General features: G+C 44.4%; 13 protein-coding genes. 6 read left to right on the forward strand and 7 right to left on the reverse strand.

Annotation, left to right across the window (positions count from 1 at the left end):
- Positions 1-81: 81 nt before the first annotated feature.
- The 6 genes from V7Q33_RS20405 to V7Q33_RS20430 all read right to left on the reverse strand — a co-directional run bounded on the left by V7Q33_RS20405 (position 82) and on the right by V7Q33_RS20430 (position 13,602).
- Positions 82-1,773 carry a hypothetical protein gene (locus tag V7Q33_RS20405; protein ID WP_333821078.1) on the reverse strand — a complete coding sequence of 564 codons (1,692 nt, stop codon included), beginning with the start codon at positions 1,771-1,773 and terminating at the stop codon, positions 82-84.
- Positions 1,774-2,146: 373 nt separating this feature from the next.
- Positions 2,147-3,721 (reverse strand): SusD/RagB family nutrient-binding outer membrane lipoprotein, encoded by a 1,575-nt coding sequence (locus V7Q33_RS20410; protein WP_331980924.1) that lies wholly within the window; start codon positions 3,719-3,721, stop codon positions 2,147-2,149.
- Between the two features lie 12 nt (positions 3,722-3,733).
- Positions 3,734-6,874: a SusC/RagA family TonB-linked outer membrane protein gene (locus V7Q33_RS20415; protein WP_331980922.1), complete on the reverse strand. Its 3,141-nt coding sequence runs from the start codon at positions 6,872-6,874 to the stop codon at positions 3,734-3,736.
- A gap of 462 nt (positions 6,875-7,336) precedes the next feature.
- A complete protein-coding gene (locus V7Q33_RS20420) occupies positions 7,337-8,944 on the reverse strand; it encodes a SusD/RagB family nutrient-binding outer membrane lipoprotein (RefSeq protein ID WP_333821079.1) in 1,608 nt (535 codons plus the stop codon).
- Positions 8,945-8,958: 14 nt separating this feature from the next.
- On the reverse strand, positions 8,959-12,651 hold the full coding sequence (locus V7Q33_RS20425; protein ID WP_333821080.1) for a SusC/RagA family TonB-linked outer membrane protein: 3,693 nt from the start codon (positions 12,649-12,651) through the stop codon (positions 8,959-8,961).
- A 66-nt stretch (positions 12,652-12,717) separates the two neighbouring features.
- The gene (locus V7Q33_RS20430) at positions 12,718-13,602 is read right to left on the reverse strand and encodes a FecR family protein (protein WP_331980916.1); all 885 of its coding nucleotides are present in this window, start codon (positions 13,600-13,602) and stop codon (positions 12,718-12,720) included.
- 371 nt (positions 13,603-13,973) lie between these two features.
- On the opposite strand from V7Q33_RS20430, the gene V7Q33_RS20435 reads away from it, so the two are divergent.
- On the forward strand, positions 13,974-16,145 hold the full coding sequence (locus V7Q33_RS20435) for a glycoside hydrolase family 3 N-terminal domain-containing protein (protein ID WP_333821082.1): 2,172 nt from the start codon (positions 13,974-13,976) through the stop codon (positions 16,143-16,145).
- Positions 16,146-16,615: 470 nt separating this feature from the next.
- Positions 16,616-16,894 carry a type II toxin-antitoxin system VapC family toxin gene (locus tag V7Q33_RS23460; RefSeq protein WP_414693467.1) on the forward strand — a complete coding sequence of 93 codons (279 nt, stop codon included), beginning with the start codon at positions 16,616-16,618 and terminating at the stop codon, positions 16,892-16,894.
- Between the two features lie 7 nt (positions 16,895-16,901).
- Here the strand turns inward: V7Q33_RS23460 and V7Q33_RS20440 are convergent, their stop codons facing one another.
- A complete protein-coding gene (locus V7Q33_RS20440) occupies positions 16,902-17,903 on the reverse strand; it encodes a LacI family DNA-binding transcriptional regulator (RefSeq protein ID WP_331980912.1) in 1,002 nt (333 codons plus the stop codon).
- Positions 17,904-18,078: 175 nt separating this feature from the next.
- Between V7Q33_RS20440 and V7Q33_RS20445 the strand changes: the two genes are divergently transcribed.
- The 4 genes from V7Q33_RS20445 to V7Q33_RS20460 all read left to right on the forward strand — a co-directional run.
- Positions 18,079-18,951: an inositol oxygenase family protein gene (locus tag V7Q33_RS20445; RefSeq protein ID WP_331980910.1), complete on the forward strand. Its 873-nt coding sequence runs from the start codon at positions 18,079-18,081 to the stop codon at positions 18,949-18,951.
- A 51-nt stretch (positions 18,952-19,002) separates the two neighbouring features.
- On the forward strand, positions 19,003-19,590 hold the full coding sequence (locus V7Q33_RS20450) for an RNA polymerase sigma-70 factor (RefSeq protein WP_331980908.1): 588 nt from the start codon (positions 19,003-19,005) through the stop codon (positions 19,588-19,590).
- A gap of 256 nt (positions 19,591-19,846) precedes the next feature.
- Positions 19,847-20,830, forward strand: a complete 984-nt coding sequence (locus tag V7Q33_RS20455) for a FecR family protein (RefSeq protein ID WP_333821085.1) — start codon at positions 19,847-19,849, stop codon at positions 20,828-20,830.
- 38 nt (positions 20,831-20,868) lie between these two features.
- Positions 20,869-21,779: DUF4974 domain-containing protein (locus V7Q33_RS20460; protein ID WP_333821086.1), on the forward strand; the 911-nt coding region annotated here is incomplete at its 3' end.

Consider the following 21,779-nt stretch of genomic DNA (forward strand, 5'->3'; position numbering starts at 1 on the left):
AACTTTGAACTTTAAACTTTGAACTTTAAACCTTGAACTTTAAACCTTGAACTTTAAACTTTGAACCTTAAATCTTAAACTTTAACGAATACCGAATGAGTAGCTATACCCCAACGTTCCGGTAAACTCGGTAAAAGCCTGAGCAGCACCCTCTTTATTCGTACTTCGGTTCACAACTACCAGGCTCAGGTTCAGATTATGTTTCTTTTGTACAGATATACTTCCGTTCAGTCGTCCGTTAATTACAGTACTTATCCGTTCCGAATTGGCAAACGTGCTGTTATAGGATGACGATAATGTTGTTCGAAGTTTCTTCTCAAAAAACGATTTGCTTACCGCTACTGTAGGCCCCACGGTTTTGGAATCTACATTTGCGCCTTTATTCAGCGTTGCATTAAAAGATGCAGAGAGCATCAGGTTGCGCGGCACTATATTAAGTGCATACGCTGTGTTGATGTTATAGAATTGCACTCCTGAATTCTGTTTCACCTGACTTTGCTTATCGGCAGCATCCTGAAAGGTAAGGTTGCAGTTCAGCGTCTGACGCTTGTTCTCATTCTTGCCAAACATATACATACCGGTAAGGGTGGCATTCTGCGATATCTGGGTATAATTCAGTGTATCAAGATTATCGTAAGGTGTAAGCTGGTTTACATTCACAAACTGCGAGCGGATGTTGGTATAAGTTTGAAAGTTGGAGTATGATGCACCCAGATTTACTTTCTGTGTAGGTGCATAGCCTATGTTGACTGATCCCACCGCCCTGCGCATGGTGCTGATCTTACTCTTGTCGAGGTTATCATGTTGTGTACCGGCACTTACGGCTACATTCATCTTGCCTTGTAAAATCGCTACGGCACCATTGGCCGTTATATTCTCAAGGTCGTTGTTAAAGTAGTAGGCACCCAGTGTTCTATACTGCGGGTCGATGCGCTCGTAGGCAACACCCAATGTATAGCCATCCTGCTGATAGTTGAGTGATGTTTTAAAGGCTTTATAATAAGAGGATGAGATGCGGGGTGTATACAACAGCTTCGCTTTTGCCAATGGATGATTTTCATCTGCTTCTGCAGCACGTGTGTCGCGCGAGAGCGCACTGGCGGCCAGTTCAGCCTTTACAAGAAAATGTTCAAACAGTGATTTTCCTGCAGCTATACTCATTACAAGGTTCTCTTGTGGCAGTATACCTTCGTTCTCAGGTACATATCGAATCGAATTAATTTCATCCTGAGCGTGGAAAGTTATAATATCCACGAAACTACTGCCGTCACCATAGCTGGCTTTAAACCCATAGCCCATCCGTTTGAAAGCAGGCGTTACGGCGTTTTCTCGTGTGCTATCGGGTTCCACGGCTTTTAGAAAGCGTCCATAAAGAGCACTGAATTTAAATTTACCTTCCGGGGCAAGATCAACGCCTCCACCCAGAAATATATGGCCATTTACAGTGTAGGGAGAGAACGTCATGCTGGTATAGCCGGCATGACCGGTAATCCATTTATAGGTTGGATGCAAACTATATTGATTGAAAGGCTGCTGGAAAGATGTATTCTGATTGGAGACTGAGAAGCTCAACGGGCAGTTCCAGCCGTATAGAGAGAAGTTAATATTGCCGGATGCATAATAAGAGTAAGGATCGCGTCTGGATTCAATACCATGCACACCGTATACAATCTGGTTCAGGGAAACACCTCCTGAAATGGATAGCGGGTTCTGCTTGCCGATCGACTCCAGGTTCTGGGCATACGCGATCGAGCAGGCTGCTATGCAATACACAGTCAACAGTAAAGATTTCACCAACAGGGAAGAATTAGGTATAACGTACTAACTAGGCGTAAATTAAAGGCACAACAATTAAAGATAATTTGTAAATACATCGATATTCTTACACTATCGACCAGTTACCGTGTGCGCACCTATTTCCTTGAAATATTGGCAAATGCAGCAAATTATGCATTATTTCTACGCAGGATCAGAAAATCTTACGTGAAGATTAGCTTCAGTATAGTTCGGTAGTCTTACAACGAGCCTATTGGATATATACCTGGATTATAATCTGTGGCAGTCGTTACTTTTTTACTTATCTCTAAAAACAAAAAAAGTCCGCCTCAAAAGCTTGAGGCGGACTTTTTATCCAGTTCTATATATTTTAATTAACGTCCCACCAAACTTTCGCACTGCCTACATCCTGTCCTCCTGCAATTGTGCTTACGGCTGCATCAACAGCATCGGTATTTGTACTGTATTCATTAGGAACATAAGTGAGTCTTTTCATAACTCCTCTTCCAACAGCAGAATTTTCTGTTTGCAATAAAGGATACAAGATATTTGCATCTGTTCTTCTCAGGTCAGACCAGGCTTCCCATGATTCCGGAAAAAGTCCGAGGTACTTCTGAACTGCTATCTGTTTTCTTTGTTCATTCTCAGTGTCTGCCCAGGATACAGGCACATCAACCGGAGGAGTGGTGCTAAGACCAGCAGCTGCATATTCATTAACTAAAGTCGGCTCTACTGCTGTAGTATTTCCGGCAATATAGGCATCAATTTCACTATTATCCGTAACTCCCCATTGCTGCAAAGATAAGCGGACACCTTTTTCATAATTAGACTGTGCTGTTCCTCCACCCATATTCCATCCGTTCAGAACACCTTCTGCGAGATTGAAGTAGGTCTCAGATGCCATCATAATTTCGATCGGCTTTGTTTCAGGATTCCCAAATGTAGTGGTTTGATTTGTCTGACTTAAGATATCCTCACTCCAGTCACGTTGCGTTCCGCCTCCATTTGGCTGGCCTATGAAGTTTCCATCTTTGTTAACAGCAAACCATATTGAAAGCCTGGGATCGTTATATCCCTTCAGGATACTTTCCATATCGGCCGACATATAAAATCCCCAATAGCGCGCTACATCAACAAAGTCGTTATATGCATCTTTGGTTGTGGCAAAGTAAGCGCTTCCATCATTAGACTCGATAACACCCGCAGCTACGGCAGCTTCTGCCTGAGTTTTAGCGGTAGAAGCATTCACATCAGATATTCTCAATGCAAGGCGCAGTCTGAGTGAATTACCAAATCTCCGCCACTTTTCAATATTCCCTCCGTATACTCTGTCGTAGCTTCCAAAAATAGCTACTGTAGTTTGCGAAGAAGCACCCAAAGTAGCATTTGCTGCTTCCAGTAATTTGAAAAAGTCCGCATACATGGACTCCTGGGAATCATACGGTACCGATGCACCACCAAATCCAGCTTGGGAATAAGGCACAGGCCCCCATGAATCGGTGAATCTATGAAACATGAACACTTTCCAAATATCAAGAATGGCTAATGCTTCAGCATTTCCTTGTGATGCTGTATATGCATTTCTCAAAGAAGGTACCGCAAGCGTATAAAATCTGGTCCAACCGCGGCTTCTCCATCCATCATTAATTCCATTTCTTTCAGTTTTCCAGGTTGGATCGCCTGAAGAAAAATAATGAGAAAAAACCATTGAATGGAGCATCGTACTCAATCCGTAAGTACCATAGTCGTCTCCAGGAAGAGACCATGAGGCATTACCAATTCCTTTGTATAAAGCGTTGGCAAATGACGGCCCTGCCATAGTCGCATCCAGTTGATCTGCTGTAAGGGTATTCGGATTGGTATTAATTTCATCAAAATCCTTGGTACAGCTCACTGACAATAACAAAATCGCCAGTGTGATATATTTTATACTATATTTTTTCATCGCTACTTTCCTTTAAAAATTTACTTTCACATTAAATCCAATGTCTCTTGTAGTAGGAATGTTGAATGATTCTATCCCTTGAAGGTTCCCTACGCCTACGCCCTGTTCAGGATCGAAGTACTTGGCCTTGTTCATGAGGAAGAACAGGTTTCTTCCTACAATCGAGAAGTTCACTCCTGTGAATGGGCCATCTCCTAAAATTTTCTTCGGTACGGAATACCCGAAAACCAATTCTCTCAACCGGATATTGGTTGCACTAAAGACAAAATCTTCAGCGGAGCTTGGATCACGGCTTGCTACCTGCGTCCAATACGTTTCTGCTTTGATTGAAGTTGTGTTCGGTGTGGTCGAGATAATATTTCCGTCTGCGTCACGGGTAGCAACAACGCCATTTACTACAAAACCATCTGTTCGTCCATTAAGGGTAATATCACTTGCTCCTACTCCAGCCAGTTTTGCCTGGGTATAGGAGATAACTTTACCTCCGATTCTTGCATCAATCAGAAAGCTAAGAGAAAAATCTTTGTAAGACAACTTGTTTTGTATACCACCCAACCAGCTCGGATTGAAGTTACCTGCTTTTTTATCAAAGCCTGAGGTGAATTCCGGCATACCTGTGGTCCCGTTAACCAGAATCTGTCCATCGCTTGTGCGATTAAAGCCTCTGATATAAAGGTCTCCATAGCCTCCTCCTTTTTTGATAAGCGTTTGAGCCAATCGCTCATAGCCTGTAGTGATCGACAGGTCGTTACGCCCTTCCATGATGCTAAGTACCTTCGTTCTGTAACTTGAGTAGTTGACAGTTACATCCCATTTGAAAGCATCGGTTTGGATAACATTTGCATTAAGTATTACTTCTATACCCCTGTTCCGAATGGAACCACCGTTCACTACCTGCGTGCCAGCCCCGGAAGGTTCCGGTACGTTTATAGTAAAAATCTGGTTCTTGGTTTTGGTCTCGTACAAAGTAACATCTAACCCGATTCGGTTGTTGAAAAACCTGGAATCTATTCCCAGCTCGTTTGAGCTGGAGATTTCCGGCTTAAGATTCGGGTTATTGAGTACGGTGGATGATTGTACTACACCACCATCGATGCCGTAGTAAAAAAGCTGTTGACTTAATCGATAAGGATCTGTGTCATTACCCACAGAAGCATGTGATGCCCTTACTTTTAAATAAGTCAGTATTCCAGACTCAACGTTAAGCATATCCGTCAACACCCCTGAAAGACCTACTGATGGATAGAAATAAGATCTGTTATTTGCAGGCAAAGCTGAAGACCAGTCATTGCGACCGGTAACATCCAGGAATAAAACATCTTTATAGCCTACCTGAGCAAAACCATAAAATGAGTTGATTCGCTTATTATAAGGATCAGAAGTTGTGGTAGACGTAGAGAGGTTGCTTATCGCAAAAAAGTTTCTCTTACTCAACGTACCCCCTGAAGTTAGCGTAGATCGTTTTTGCATCAGGGAGTTACCACCGGCACTTATATTAACAGAGAAGTCTCCAAACTTTTTATTGTAAGCCAAAAGGAAGTCTGAGTTCAGCTCACGGGTAGTTCCTTTTGATTGTGAATAGCTTCCGAAATCATTAGCAATTACTGACACTGAAGCATACCTGGAAACATCTGTTGAAATTGCTGATTGATCAAGTCCGGAGCGCACCTGCAAGCTGAGGGCATCTGTAAAATTATACTTCAATGATGCAAATCCTATAAATCTGTTTTGCTCATCTGTTCTCAGGTTTCTGTGTGCAAGCCATGCCGGATTCTCCATTACTCCGTTTATAGATTTTGGATTCGGCCAATTATACTGAATCTGCCCTGCATCATCTATATATTGGTATTGCTTGTATTGGCTGTATTGCATACTTCTCGGCATTGTATATGCCCCTTCGCCTATCGATCCTTCACCGGTATTCAGCGCGTTGTCGATCTGTTGATAGATATAGTTCGTCTTTACATCCAGTTTCAACTTACTGCTAAGATCACTGGTAATTCGCAAATTCAGGTTATGTCTGTTCAATTTGTTTCCCGGTACTATACCTTGTGAATTGGTGTTGGTATAGGAAAAATATGCCTGGGTAGTCTGGCTTCCCGTTGATGCGGAAATGGTCTTTGCCCAGTTATACCCGGTTCTGAAGAAGTCCATGCCATTGTTTGGCTGCGGAGTAAGTGCGTAAGTAGCCGGCCCCGCGTATTTAGGATTAAATGAAAGCTGCCATGCTGCTACTTCCTGACCAACCATTTCCGGTCCCCAGCTACTCCTGGATGTAGGATCATATACTCCGCCACTGCCTTGTCCGTATTTATTTTGAAGATTCAGCAAGTTATAGGCCTTTGAGAACATCAGGTTTGAAGAAACTGATATATTAGTCTGTCCCGCTGCACCCTTCTTAGTGGTTATAATAATAACGCCATTGCTGGCACGTGTTCCATATAGCGCAGCTGCAGAGGGTCCTTTCAATACAGAAATAGAAGCGATGTCCTCAGGGTTGATACTTGATATACCATTGAAGCTGGTAGTTCCCCCAATATCTGTTGACGGTGTAGAAGCCACATTGTTATCCATTGGCACACCATCAATTACGAAAAGCGGCTGATTGTTTCCGGTCAGCGAGCGGTTACCTCTAAGCGTAATTCTCGATGAGCTACCCACACCATTTCCGGTTGTTGAAAAGCTAAGCCCTGCGACCTTTCCCGACAAAGAGTTCGCCACGTTCAGAGAACGTGCTTCCGAAAATTCGTCAGTTGAAATTTTCTGCGCTGAATAGGTTAATGCTTTCTTCTCCCGCTCCAAACCAAAAGCTGTAACTACCACCTCACCAAGCTGAGATATATCCTCTTCTAACACCACGTCAACTGCAGTCTGATTATTAACAGGTACTTCCTGAGGTGCGTAACCTATAAAGGAAAAAACGAGCGTAGCAGAGCCACTCGCATTAATAGTATATTTTCCATCTGAGTCTGTTGAAGTTCCGATCGTTGTTCCCTTTACCGTCACATTTACTCCCGGTAATGGAGCTCCGTCACTCTTTGAAGTTACCGTACCATTGACCGTTGCACTCTGACTCCGCGCGGCATACGCAAAGCAAAAACAGAAGATAAAAACCATAAGCGGTCTTATCCCTTTTAGTAGATGTTTCATCATAGGTTATTTTGATTAAAATTTAAAAGGATGAAAAATAAAAAAACTTCGAGAGGGATTTCATTAACCCGGTGCGACACATTTGTATGTATTGAAATCAGCGTTAACCCAAACCAAATTTTCAAAAACGCTACAGCGGTCGTCAGAGCGAAGGAGACCAGTCGCACCAGGGTAATGATTATAGACTCTTTATTTTGCAGGAATTGTAAAGCAGAAGAAGTATAAACACGATTGTGACGGTATGCCTGGTACAGCATCCGTCTTTGCATACCATCATAGGGTAATAGAAATGAATTATTATAACAATGATCCATTCTTTTTAGTGGTTTCCTCTTAAACGGCCCATTCCCCTGAATCTAATCGTCTACAACCAAAAAAAATTTTATATTGATGTCAAACCACGGAAAACAAAACGCACAAAATATACACAAACGAAATTATATTCTAGTAATCTCCGTATTCAGGCTAGTGTATATCCCAGAAAATCTTGCTGTTACGAAAATCTTTAGCGGCAACAGAAGCATAATTGCTATTGAAAGTTTTTTCGCTGGCAGGGTATAAAAGCCGTAAAGGAGGTAACTCATATCCCGCAAGCTGGGAGGGATAAAAATATAATTGTGGATAACCGGTTCTTCTCAATTCAGCCCAACTCTCTATAGCCTGCATAAAACCGAGGTGAAGCCATTTTTGTGTTGCTATGGCGGCTAATTTTTCATCGGTAGTACCGGTATATTTAGGTATAATAACGAAATTGATGAAGGCCTCTTTTACCGGTTCAGCCGGGGGTGCAAGCAATTTACCGGAAGCCTGATTCAGATTATTTAAATAATAATAGAAATCGACCGAGTTTTCTACTGCCTGCGCATACACTTTCTGTGCATCGCCTCCACCCCATCGTTCATACGCTTCAGCTTTCAAAAACCCAACTTCCGATACCGTCATAACCACACCGGGCAATTTGGAGTTATAAAGAAATGTAACAGAATCAAGTATAGCATAGTCTTCCAAACTAAGTTGTTGTGCCGTGCCTGACTCATTTACCGGCATACCATTGTATTCTGCGTTGGGAATAAAAGTGCCGTTCATCGTTTGTCCGTACTTATCAAACAGAACAGGAATGCGGAGGTCGTTTACCGGCTTCAATACATGTTCGAGCATGTAATAAGGAGCCGGATAGTTTGTCCAGTCGGAGAAGGCACCATGCAAATCATCAGTATAGTTCGTCAGCGGTTGTAGCAGTATATCATCTTCTGCAGGGGAATAGGATGCATTATCATCTCCCAGTAACGGATAGGCCGATGGATCACTTAACATCATCTGTACTTCCTGCTTCGCACGTGCTTCATCCATAAACGAGATACGCATGAGCAGGCGAAGGCGCAGCGAGTTGGCATAGCGCTGCCATTGCCTGATATTTCCGGTCAGCAGTATATCCTGCCTGGAAAAGAGCGACTGCGTGAGTGTAGAAGGAGTAGCGGTGGAAAAATATTCAGCGGCATCCTGAAGTCCGCTTAGCATAGCGTCATATACATCTTTACTGTTATCGTACACCGGGTAAATCACTTCGCCTTTTTTATTCAACATGCCCGCTTCGCTGAAGGGTATATCACCCCAGAGATCCACCATCTTTATAGTCTCTTCATATAAAACGACTCTTGCTGCCTGCACAAAAATTTCCATCTCTTTCTGCTCATCAGCCGATAGCGCTGCGTACTCTTTTTCAATCTCACGATACTGGGCCATAACACCCGAGCCATTCGGTCCTGGCCTGTAAAAGTCGTCCCAATAGTTACTGATATAGGCTTCGTTCTGCTGATATACCGACTCCGTATTCAGATACCCGACTGATTGTGTATATATACCGATATGCCAGTTTATAAATGTGCTTACCTCCCAATATGATGGCCTTACTCGGTTGTTATTCAACATCTCGGTGAAGAACTGATCAATGGTTGCATGGGAGGTACGGTCTGGATTCAGATAACGTTCATCCAGTTCGTGCCGGCAGGCGTTCATGATCGTGGCTGCGATCAGCAAAGAAACTATATATACCCGACTGCCTCTTACCCTCATACTCTTTTTTGCTGTTAGAAACTCATGTTAACTGAAAATCCATAACTTCTCGTGGCAGCGTTGGAACCTTCATCAATGCCCTGGTTAAGCCAGTTTGTTCCAATCGTTGATTCAGGATCGAGGTTTTCCAACGTTCTCCAGATATAAAAAAGATTGCGACCAATAAGGGAGACCCGTATGCTTTGAAAATGTAATTTATTTGTTGCCTTTAACGGAAGGCTATAGCTCAACACTACTTCGCGCATCTTTACATAGCTATTGTTATAGATAGCACCGGCTTCATTCCAGCTATTGCTTCCCCAATCGAAAGTATTGAGGTAATAGGTAGCAGCATCAATCACCGTAGAGTTAGGTGTGCCACTCTCCGTAACGCCTTTCAATACGACACCATCATGATATACCTGCCCGCCATCCGGGGCAATCATGTCCTGACTGCTCAACAGCACCTTGGCTCCGTTGCCATTTATATAGTAGGGCAATCCGCCTGTTTCTGCTGTTCTATATTGTAGTGTGCTTTTATACATACCAGATCCCATTCCGTATTTCAGCGGAGCTGAAATAATTTTTCCACCCAGGCTATAGTCAACAGCAACATCGAGGCTTATATTTTTGAAACGGAATGTATTCATAAACCCGCCGGTAACTTTGGGCAGCATGTTGCCGGCTTTTACATAGCGGGTTTTATCGATGATGTAAAGCCCTTTATCATTGATTACAAAATTTCCTTGCGCATCAGTTTTGCGTGGATATACATAAATATTGCCGATTGATTGTCCGCGTTCGGCAACAACCTGAATGGAGCTTCCCTCCATATCACGAAACACCATCTTGTCAACTCCGTCTCCCAGCGAATATACCCTGGAAGAATTTACAGCCACATTCCATGCTGTGCTCCATGAAAATTTACCCGTAGCCAACGTTGTATTTATACCGAGCTCCCATCCACTATTGCGCAGCTCACCTATATTGGTTAATATTTTACTGGCGCCTACACTCGAGGGCAGATCTTTCTTTAATATCTGGTTCCTGATCTTGCTGGAATAATAGGTAAGGTCAACACCAATCTTGTTTTCAAACCATTTGGTTTCAACACCGAACTCTGTTTCATATTTATTCTCCGGGCGAATATTATTATTCCCATATAAACTTCCCTGTGCTGTAGCGGCTATTACAGAGCCGTTGCTGGTTTGAAGTGCCGAAAGATCGTACAGTATATTCGCCTCATATACCGGCGGTGCATTCCCTACTACACCATAAGAAGCACGCAGTTTGGCATACGATATAGCCTGTGGCAAATTCATTACTTCAGAAAAAACAAATCCGCTGTTTACCGATGGGTAGAAATAACTGTTCTTCCCCGGTGCCAACGTGGAAGAATACTCTTGTCGCGCAGTTGCTTCGAAGAACAAATAATCTTTATAGTTAGCATTGATTAACCCCAGAAAAGCATACTTGAGAATCAATGATTGTGTTTCTGTTGCCAGTTTGCTGGCACTATACGAATTATTCAAACTAAACCAGTTCTCTACGACCAGTCCGCTGCCGGTGGCCGTTACCTGATCGCGGTATTGTTCATCGCGCAGCTGGAACCCTCCATTGGCAGTGAGTGAAAAATCGCTGGAGAGTGCTTTTGTATAGGTAAGCAAGGCATCGGTATAAAAGATAGAATAGCGTCCGCTGGAAACGCTATACGAACCGGTACTGCTATTCACATTAAACGCACTGGGATATTCGCTATGGCCTTTGGCTTTGGTAGACAGGCTGGTAAAGTCGTTACCTATCTTTCCACGAAACGACAGATTGTTATTAAACTGGTAATGTAGCGTAACACTCGAGATCAACCGGTTTTGCCGCTCGTCTTCACTATCGCGAAGCTGCTTCCACAGAAAGTTCATCACTTCAAAGCCCCGCGGTGTAACGTAGTGCAGTGCCTCCTGCGGATCGCGCTGAGCCTGATCGTACGGCACCCATTTATACCCTTTCGTTGTTTTATATTTCTCAAAGAACAGCTTCATGTCTTCCGCCCGACTGAAGAAACCATCCCAGCTTCCGGTGATACGATTGATCTTCAACGGACGATTATGCACTAAGCTATTGGTATAGTTCAACACCACATCAGCCGTAAGGCGATTGCTGATCTTGATATAATTATTCAGGTTAACCGTATTGCGCTGGAGTCTTCCTCCTACCTGTATACCTTCATAATCGTTTCGTGAATATGAAACGCGATACGCATACTTCTCAAACTTATCGCTCACAGAAGCATTAAACATAGCGTTATACCCCGTGCGGTAAAAATCTTTATAGTTATTCGGATGCGTGGAGTAGCTGTGCATTTTGCCATCCCACCACATTACGGATTGACCATCCATTTTTGGGCCGAATTGTGCATACGATTCAAACAACGGTCGCTTTGTATCGGCTACACCATCGTTGTCTGTATCTACCGGAACCCAGCCCGCTGCATCGGCACCGAGGGATATATTCCTGTCGCGATCAAAGCCGGGGCCATATATATTCTGGAAGTGAGGTGTGAAAGCAACCTGCTCTGCACTAACCGTATAGTTTATATCAACTCCCAGGCCGGCTTTTTTATCGCCCTTCTTTGTAGTGATTACCACCACACCGTTCGCAGCGTCCGATCCGTATAATGCGGTTGCACCGGCACCCTTGAGTACCGATACAGTTTCGATATCGGCCGGATTTATATCCAGTATACCATTTCCCCGAATGCGGGAATCGGTAAAGTAATCGGTGTTGTTTACACCGGCAGCACCTTTCTCATTGCCATCGCGCATCACTACACCATCAATAATATATAGCGGCTGAGCATTGTAGTTCAGTGAATTTAAACCCCGCACCTGCACGGTAACAGCGCTGGTGGCACCGCCCGGTGCTGTGCGTATTCTTACTCCGGAAGCTTTGCCATATAAAGCTGAGGCAAAATTTGTATTGCCCGCCTGTGTAATCTGTGAAGAACCAATGGTGCTTACCGAATATCCCAGCGCCTTTTGATTACGGCTTATACCCAGCGCGGTAACAACCACCTCCGAGAGCTGTGCAGTATTTTCAACCAACATAACTTCGGTTGCCAACGGGTCTTGCGCAGATGCCTCCTTTACCTGATACCCAATGTGTGAGAAGACGAGTATATTTTGATCTTGTGGAAGAAGCTCGATGGTATAATTTCCATTTTCATCAGTAATTACTCCGGTGCCTTGCGCTTTCTGAAATACATTCACACCCAATATTCCTTCACCACGCTCGTTGATAACCCGGCCGGAAAATTTCTTTTTCACAATCTTTGTGATGGCATCGGGTTGCTTTTCCCGTTGCGGATAGATCACATATATCAGATCATCTGTACCTTCTACTTTTTTGAATGCAAGGTGCAGCGGCGTAAGCACCTGGGTAAGATATGCTTCCAGGTCCGTTATTTCATCGGGATTATATATAACTGTTTTTCCTTCCAGAAAATCTCTCTGGTAAGCAAAGCTTACATGCTTGCGCGCCTCGAGACTGTGCAGTGCATCAATGAGCGGGACCGGCTTACTGACTAACCGGGAAGGGTGACTTGAGTTGGTTAACTTCCTTTTATGCGTGCGTTCCTGAAACGCTGCGTCTTGTGCATAAACACACCCTACCATGCAAAAGCATGCGACAAAAGCACTGTATGCTTTTATCACTCTTTGGGAATGGTGGTTCATGGGTATATAATCGGTTACCCCCGGGGTTTGGGCTTTGTTGGGGGAAGCCAGTAGCCATAAAAGTAATCAATCACGAGTACGAGGGCTTATAATGATTTGATTTTTATTTTGCTCAACGGTTACATCGAGTGTTTGGGCTATTATTTCAAGCAAAATACTAATCCTTTTTTGGGTAGTTTTAAACGTAACCCGCTTATTACACAGTGAAGAATCCGTAAGCACAACGTCCAGTCCGAAATTGTCTTCCAGGTGACGCGCAATTAAAGAGAGCGGTGCGTCATTATATACAAAGAAGTTACTTCTCCATGCAAGTTCGCCTGCTGCCGAATCTTCGGCGTGATGTGTTATGTAGATGTTCTGCCCGGTACCATCCATTGTTGCCAGATCGCCTGGTTCAAGAACTACTTCTTTCTGTTTAGCACTGAAAGCAATTTTGCCCTCCTGCAAATAAACAACCGGATGATTATGGCGCGCATTCACGTTAAATTTTGTTCCCAAAACTTTCACCGTAACATCATCCTGTGTCTTTACGGTAAAAGTTTTACGGTCGGCAGTTTTCTTTACCTGGAAGAAGGCTTCACCTTCCAGTGTTACCTTTCGTTCGCTCACCCAATCTCCTTCGCATATCAGTTTTGAATTTGCATTCAGTGTAGCACTCGATCCATCCGGCAATATATATTCTTTCACTTCGCCATAGGCGGTTGTATATACAGCCACCGGTTTTTCTGAAATAACAACAAGATATACCGCCACCACGGCCAAGCAGGCCACCAGTGCTGCTACCCAGGGCATGTATTTGCGTTTTGTTGCGCTATGTAATACAGTTTCCTGCTGTTCTGCATTGTCCTTTAATTTTTCCCAAACATCCAGAAATGCGGTATTTGCCGCCGCATCGGACGCAAGGCCAGACAGTTTCATCAAAGCAGTTGCCTCTTCAACTTCCGCCTTCATATGCGGGTTATCATGCAGCCAGTCCATCCAAAACCTGGAAGTCTCTTCATCAGGGTTTAATATCCACTTCTGAAAATGGTTGTCCAAAGCAAAATCTGCTGCGGAATAATTCCTGTAATTCATCTATTCTGAAACGATCAATCTTATAAATCTAACAATGGTAATAACATACCCCATTTATCTTATGAGTCTCATCACATTAAAGATTAAGCAGCCAATGTAGGTTATAAGATAAACGATGCGAAGCGGATATTCTACCCTTCCATAACAAACATTTCGCACTTCACCTTGTAAAAATTATTCTTGTCAGCATGGTTCTCCGAAAGGATTTACTCCCAATATTTGAAGCCTGAATTTTAAAAACTACTTATATGCGCCTTTTTCGCACCATCGTTTCGTCTGTCGCTATATTCATGCTCATCGTTTCCGTGTTTTCGGCGCACAGCCAAACACGAACGCCTTACCAGGACACTCACCTGCCTGTTGATGAGCGTGTGACTGATCTTTTGAAACAGCTTACGCTGGAAGAGAAAATACAATTGCTTGGCTATAACAGCAAAGGTGTGCCACGACTGGGCATACCAGTGTATAACTGGTGGAATGAAGCGTTGCACGGTGTGGCACGCGCAGGCGAAGCAACCGTATTTCCGCAGGCTATTGCCCTGGCTGCCACCTTCAATGATGAGCTGCAACAAAACATTGCTGATGTGATTTCCACGGAAGCACGTGCCAAGTATAATCTGGCTGTGAAACAGGATCGAAGAATACAGTATATGGGCCTTACCTTCTGGTCGCCCAACATCAACATTTTTCGCGACCCGCGCTGGGGCCGTGGCCAGGAAACCTATGGTGAAGATCCATACCTTACCTCAAGGATGGGAAAAGCGTTTGTGAAGGGTTTGCAGGGAAATGATCCGCATTATCTGAAGACATCCGCCTGTGCCAAACACTTTGCCGTGCACAGTGGGCCGGAAGCCAATCGCCATACCTTCAATGCCATTGTTGATGAGAAAGACCTGCGCGAAACCTATCTCTATGCGTTTCATGAACTGGTAAATGGCGGAGTAGAATCCGTAATGTGCGGGTATAACCGTGTGAATGATGAGCCTTGCTGCACAGGCAATACCCTGCTGCATAAAATTCTGCGTGAAGAATGGAAATTCAAAGGTCACGTAGTAACCGACTGCTGGGCACTGGAAGATATCTGGAGACGGCATAAGGTAATGCCGGATGCTGTGCATGTGGCAGCGGCAGCTGTGAAGGTTGGTGTAAACATGGATTGCTCGAATATGTTACAGGATGACCTGCTGAAAGCGGTGCAGCAAAAGCTGATCACCGAAAAAGAAATTGAACAGGCATTGATCCCTTCGCTGCGCACACAGTTCAAGCTTGGTTTTTATGACGACCCCGCATTGGTGCCCTACCATTCACTCGGTGCAGAAAGCGTTCACAACGCACACAACATCGAGCAGGCACGTTTGGCAGCACAACAGAGCATGGTGTTATTGAAGAATGACAAAAATATACTCCCGCTAAGCGCCAACAAATATGGAAGCATATTAGTAACCGGTGCGAATGCTGCATCGCTGGATGCACTGCTTGGAAATTACCATGGTGTATCTTCCAATACCGTTACGTTCGTGGAAGGTATCACCCGGGCAGCGGGCCCTGCCACCGCTGTACAATACGACCTTGGCTGCAACGATGTTGACTCGGTACATTTCGGTGGATTGTGGGCATCGGAAACCAGCGATGTAACCATTGCTGTATTAGGATTAACTCCCGTGTCAGAAGGTGAAGAGGGTGATGCATTCCTGGCAGCCCATGGTGGTGATAAAGCTGACTTGAGCATACCGGCAAGCCACCTTGTATTTTTGAAAGCGTTACGCAAAAAACACAACAAGCCGATTATTGCTGTAATTACTGCAGGCAGCGCTGTAGACATCAATGCCATTGCACCCTATGCCGATGCCGTGGTATTGGCGTGGTATTCCGGAGAACAAGGTGGCAATGCGTTGGCTGATATACTTTTCGGGAAAGTTTCTCCTTCGGGGAGGCTTCCGGTGACATTCTATAATTCGTTTGATGATTTGCCCGCTTACGATAGCTATGCTACCAAAGGTCGCACCTATCGTTACTTTACTGGCAAGGTACAATATCCGTTTGGCTTCGGCCTTAGCTATACTCAATTTGCATACGAGTGGAAGCAGAAGCCAAAAGAAGTATATAAATCGACAGATATAGTTTCGTTTACAGCTACGATCAAAAACACCGGTGCGATGGATGGTGATGAAGTCGTGCAGGCCTATATCAAGTATCCTTCAGGAGAACGCATGCCGCTGAAGGAATTGAAGCAATTCAAAAGAGTGCATGTAGCTGCGGGTAATAAAGAAGACGTTTCACTAAACATTTCCATAGCTGATCTTCAGAAATGGAATCTTAAAAGCAACGCATGGGAAGTTGTTCCCGGAAAATATACTGTATTCCTCGGAGGCAACTCGCAGGATGAAAAGCTGACGTATACTTTCACCGTGAAGAAATAAAAACACACGCCCCAAATCAGCATAATCTGCGGACAAGAATTATATGCCGCAGATTGCGCTGATGGCGTAGGTAAATGCAAAGGATTCAGGAACTAATTCTTAAGTTGCAGTATGATTACGAAAGAAGAGCTTAAATGAGAGGTAGACAAATTACCGGACAGCTTGCTTGACGAAGTGTTTTCTCTGCTACAGCAAGTATTGCGTCAAACAAAAGAGTCGGGAAAGACTATGTCTACCCAGACATGGAATAACTGGAGAAAAAAACTTGGCCAGTTTTCGTCCGACTTCATGAACGAACGTAGTCAATCCGCAGACCAATCAAGAGAATCGTTTGATTAATGACTTACATTCTCGATACCAACATTTGCATTTACATTATAAAAAAGAAGCCCGAATCTGTTCTCAACAGATTACAGAAAAATACCACCAGAACAATTAGTTGTATCTTCCGTAACCGTTGCTGAACTGGAATATGGTGTTCGCAAGAGCACACAACCAGAGAAAAATCAGTTAGCCTTAACACACTTCCTCGCTCCGCTTTCCATTTAAATTTCGATAACGCTACTGCAGTTGAGTATGGGATCATCAGAAGTGAACTCGAAAGAAAAGGAGTACCAATAGGCCCGCTCGATCTTTTAATTGCTGCTCATACCAAAAGTCTGAACTACACCTTGGTTTCAAACAACGAAAGAGAGTTCAACAGAATAGAAGGTCTTAAAATAGAAGACAAAGTAATTTCTCGCAGATAAACGCAGATTATAATACTTCTGTAGAGGCACGGGCCACAAGTACAGATGGAATAATGATGTGTTCATGTTTTACATCCTGCTTCTTCTCCAGTGCGCGAAAAAGAAGGGTGGCAGCTGTTTTGCCCATTTCATAGGCAGGTTGTGTAATGGTGGTGAGTGGTGGATTGAGCAGGGCTGCGATCTGTAAGTGTGAGAATGCTATAACCTTTACATCGCGGGGTATATTTACAGCTATAGCGTGACATGTGGTATATACCTGCAGGGCAAGCTTCTCGATTGAGCCGATTATACCATCCGGGCGATCTGCAGATTGAAGAACCTCGCGAATCATAGCGAGGTTCTCTTCTTCACGATCGGTGCCGTAGAGTACACGAATCTCAATACCGTTTTCGCGTAAAGCTTGTTCGTAACCCTGCTGCCGATGATGGGTAATGGCCAGGTCGCCTGGCATGGTAAGAAATGCAATTTTCCTGCAGCCTTGCTCGATGAGATGTTTTGTGGCTATATATCCTGAATGATGGTCGTCTGTTACTACGCGTGCTGTTTCTATCGGTTCGCACACGCGGTCAAAGAATACGAGTGGCACTTCGTTGGTATATAGATCGCGCAGGTGCTCATGCAGCGAGTCACCCGCTACTACCGAGATAAGCACACCGTCTACGCGCCCATTGCGGCACTCGCGCACGATAGACTGCTCGCGTTTTATATCTTCATGCGTGAGATATACCATAGTGTGATATCCCTTCTCCTGCGCCACGGCTTCTATGCCGTTAATGGCCGCGGAAAAGAAACTATCGGCTACCTCCGGTAATATCACGGCTATATTTTTACTCTTTCCTTTCTTGAGGCTGCTGGCATACGGATTAGGTATATAATCGAGCCTGGCCGCATATTCGAATACACGCGCCTTTGTTTCCGCGCTGATTTCATGACTATCGCTTAATGCCTTTGAAACTGTAGAAACCGCCAGTTGCAGATCTTTCGCAATTTTCTTAATGGTAACACTCATGTAACCTGCAGGATTTAAATATATAATATACGAATAAAAGCGATACAGCTCGAAACCGGTTTCGTAAATAAGAAGGCGCAAAACGTTGATCTACCCGATATTATTCACCAAGTTCGGTATATGTATCCGTTGAGGAACATCTTATTCGTTCGAATAAAATTAAATAAATCAAAATATGAAGCAGCAAACTGAAACCAATCCGTTGACAAACCTCGATGAGTGGGAGGATGATTTGTTACGCAGGTATCCGGATCCGGAAGCTATTGCCAGTGAAAAAACAGTAGAAGAGTACAGAAACTACGAAACACCCCAGCGCGATACGGTACGCGATTTCTACAAACTCAATCATACTTTCCAGACGTATGATTTCGTAATGGAGAAAAGAAATAATTTCCTCCGTTTCGACAAAAAGGAAATGCCTATTTGGGATGCGTTTGATTTTCTGAATCAGCTCGTGGATGATTCCGATCCTGATACAGACCTTGATCAGATGCAACACCTGTTACAAACTTCAGAGGCGATTCGCAGAGATGGTCATCCCGACTGGATGGTGCTGGTGGGGTTGATCCATGATATGGGAAAAGTACTGTGTTTATTTGGTGAACCACAATGGGCTGTGGTGGGCGATACATTCCCGGTAGGTTGCGCCCACTCCGATAAAATTGTGTACTCCGAATTTTTTGATGCCAACCCGGATCATCACGATCCGAAATATAATACAAAGTACGGAGTATATTATCCGAACTGCGGTTTGCGCAACGTCCACATGTCGTGGGGACACGATGAATATGTATACCAGATGATGAAAGATCATTTGCCTGAGCCTGGACTATATATGCTGCGCTATCACTCTTTCTATTCGCAGCATCGCGAAAATGCCTACAATCATTTGATGGACGACCACGACCACAAGATGTTCAAGTGGGTACAACTCTTCAATCCGTACGATCTTTATTCTAAAAATCCAACACCGCCGGATTGGAAAGCGCTGCGCCCGTACTATGAAGCGCTGGTAAAAAAATATTTACCGGCTACATTGAAGTTCTAAGAGCTATATAGCATTCCCAAACCCTGTCTTACTCTTAATACTTTACTTGTGATGCCCGAAGCGGAAGATGTAGAATTGATCCGGAATATAAAGCGTGGTGATCCTCGCAGTCTGGAGCTTCTCTTCAGAAGGCTATATCCGCGGCTATATGCTTATGCACAGAAATTCCTGCACGACACCAACGACTCCGAAGAGGTTGTGCAGGAATTGTTCTATACTATATGGAAGCATCGCGATCGCCTCGATGAAAAGCAATCGCTGAATGCCTATCTCTTCACTTCAGTGAGGAATCGTTGCCTCAACTTGCTCGAGAGCAAAAAAAATCGCTCCAAGCATGCGGAACTTCTGTGGTTCCTCTATGTACAGGAAAGTACCGACAACATAAACTCCTACCATACGGTACTGGCCAAAGACCTTGAAAAAGATTTCAACACGGCACTTGAACATTTACCGCAGGAATGCCGGAGAATATTCGAGCTGAGTCGCTTTGAAGGATTAAAATACCAGGAGATTGCTACACGCCTCAACATTTCCATCAAAACCGTAGAAACCCAAATGTCGCGGGCACTCTCCAAATTGCGACTGCAGCTACGAGAGCATCTGGCGGTGGTGGCAGTAGTTGTTGGATTGTATCTCTAGTTATTTCAGAACTGTTCCCACAGAATAAATGCAACGTCCGGAAGTCGGGAAGTCCGGAAGAACGTTTCTGCTTCATATATCTAGCAGCCAGTATCGAAGTTAGTAATGCTGATCGCAGCCTTTAGCACATCGTTCCAGCAGCCAGCAGCTATCCCAGCAGGCTCACAGCTACTAAAAAAAACACCTTCCTTGTCAGGGCCTCCCTCCCGCTGCCTGTATTACTATCATGACACCGATAGATCAAATGCCAGAGGATATGAAGGAGCTTATTCTTCGTTTTCTGGAAGGCCAGGCTTCTGAAGAAGAAGCATCGCGCCTGTTAGCCTGGTTACAGGAGAACGAAACACACCGTTTATACTTTGATGAACTAAATACTGCCTTTCAAAGCTCTGTTACCCTCAACCGTGTCAATCACCAGATGACGGAAGATGCCTGGAGAAAACTGGCAGTGGCCACTGGTGCTGATAATAATAACGTAATTATAATGCGCAACAGGCGCACCTTTGTATTTACAGCCCTCAATATAGCGGCATCGATCTGCCTGTTTATTGTAGCCGGGGCATTACTGGTATATAATCTCCCGAAGGGAACCACCGTACGCCATGACACCCTTGTGCGCACGGCATCGGGCAATAACACGCGCATTGTTTTACCGGATAGTTCCATTGTATGGCTGAACCAGAACAGTACACTTGAATATCCGGCCGAATTTGGGACCGCCTCGCGTGATGTTGTGCTGAAAGGTGAAGCATTTTTCGATGTGCGCAAAGGCCGCAAACCTTTTACGGTAAAGACCGACAACATCTTCATTAAAGTAAAAGGCACACGCTTTAACGTAGAAGCTTTTAAAAACGAACCTACTGTAAAAACAACGCTCGAAGAAGGCAAAGTGGAGTTGCAGGTATCGGGTGCAAAACAAGTATACTCCATGGCGCCTGGCGACCAAGTGGTGTTCAATGCAGATCAGCAGAAGGTAACGATGCATCGTGTAGACCCGTCCAATTTTACAGCCTGGAAAGAAGACAGGCTTGTGTTTGACAACGCACCGCTGAGCGAAGTACTCACCAAGCTGGAGAACCGCTTCCGGGTAAATATCCGGATCGATGAGCGACTGGCCAAACGAGAGCGACTGAGTATGACAATTGAAGACGAAGGTCTGGATGAAGTGCTGGATCTTATCCAGCTTTCATCGCGGCTCAGAGCAAAAAAAGATAATAACACAATCATTCTCTTTGAGTGATCGGTGTATGAAAGGCGACCTATCAAACCTCACTTAATATGATAAACTTTTACACAGTACAACAAACGCTTCCCCGAGGCTCGCGGCAACCACTGTCCCGTTTCGCATGGATCGTATGCTTGCTGCTGGCCATTCTGTCGAATGGCTTGCGAGCTAATGCACATCAATCCGACAATGTGATTGAGTTAAATCTGAAGGATGCTTCGCTAAAGATGGCGATCCGCGAGATTGAACGCCAGACGGACTATCATTTTGTTGTAAATGACAGTCGTCTGAAATCAATCAACAAAAGTGTTACCATTTCCATCCGCAGCGAGAATATAGAAGAAGTGCTGCGGCAAGTACTAGATGGTACGAATATTACCTACAAGATCAGGAAGAAGCAGATCACGCTTATTCCTCCGCCTGCAGAACTGCACATCAGTCCGCTTACGACCAAAGGTGGCGGCTCTTCTACTGCCATGCTGGTGCAGGCCCGCAAGGATTTGATCTTTACCGGTATATTTCAGCAAGATATAGTAGTAAAAGGTGTAGTACGTGAAGAATCCGGCGAGACAGTACCCGGAGTAAACGTAGTGATAAAAGGCTCTACCACCGGTACAACGACAGATTCGAACGGAGAATTTTCCATTAGCGTGCCTGACGGTAATGCGGTGCTGGTGTTCAGTTTTATCGGCTTCACTACACAGGAAGTTGCCGTTAACAACCAGACAACACTAACTGTAACACTGATTGCCGATATGCAAACACTGTCAGAAGTTGTGGTGGTGGGATATGGTACACAAGAGAAGAAAGATGTTACGGGCTCTATATCTGCTATTAAAGGGTCTGACATTGAAAATATACCTTCCGGTGGTGCACAGCAGGCACTACAGGGAAGAATGGCTGGCGTAAACATTGTGCGCAATGGTGGTGCTCCCGGCAATGCAGGTTCTATTCGTATCCGGGG

Source organism: Ohtaekwangia sp., from assembly GCF_036786105.1.
Lineage (GTDB): Bacteria > Bacteroidota > Bacteroidia > Cytophagales > Cyclobacteriaceae > Ohtaekwangia.

Coding starts and splice junctions, on each gene's coding strand:
- V7Q33_RS20450 (WP_331980908.1), top strand. CDS start 19,003: ATGCCCGAAGCGGAAGATGTAGAATTGATCCGGAATATAAAGCGTGGT.
- V7Q33_RS20455 (WP_333821085.1), top strand. CDS start 19,847: ATGAAGGAGCTTATTCTTCGTTTTCTGGAAGGCCAGGCTTCTGAAGAA.
- V7Q33_RS20440 (WP_331980912.1), bottom strand. CDS start 17,903: ATGAGTGTTACCATTAAGAAAATTGCGAAAGATCTGCAACTGGCGGTT.
- V7Q33_RS20445 (WP_331980910.1), top strand. CDS start 18,079: ATGAAGCAGCAAACTGAAACCAATCCGTTGACAAACCTCGATGAGTGG.
- V7Q33_RS20435 (WP_333821082.1), top strand. CDS start 13,974: ATGCGCCTTTTTCGCACCATCGTTTCGTCTGTCGCTATATTCATGCTC.
- V7Q33_RS20425 (WP_333821080.1), bottom strand. CDS start 12,651: ATGAACCACCATTCCCAAAGAGTGATAAAAGCATACAGTGCTTTTGTC.
- V7Q33_RS20420 (WP_333821079.1), bottom strand. CDS start 8,944: ATGAGGGTAAGAGGCAGTCGGGTATATATAGTTTCTTTGCTGATCGCA.
- V7Q33_RS20430 (WP_331980916.1), bottom strand. CDS start 13,602: ATGAAGGCGGAAGTTGAAGAGGCAACTGCTTTGATGAAACTGTCTGGC.
- V7Q33_RS20415 (WP_331980922.1), bottom strand. CDS start 6,874: ATGATGAAACATCTACTAAAAGGGATAAGACCGCTTATGGTTTTTATC.
- V7Q33_RS20410 (WP_331980924.1), bottom strand. CDS start 3,721: ATGAAAAAATATAGTATAAAATATATCACACTGGCGATTTTGTTATTG.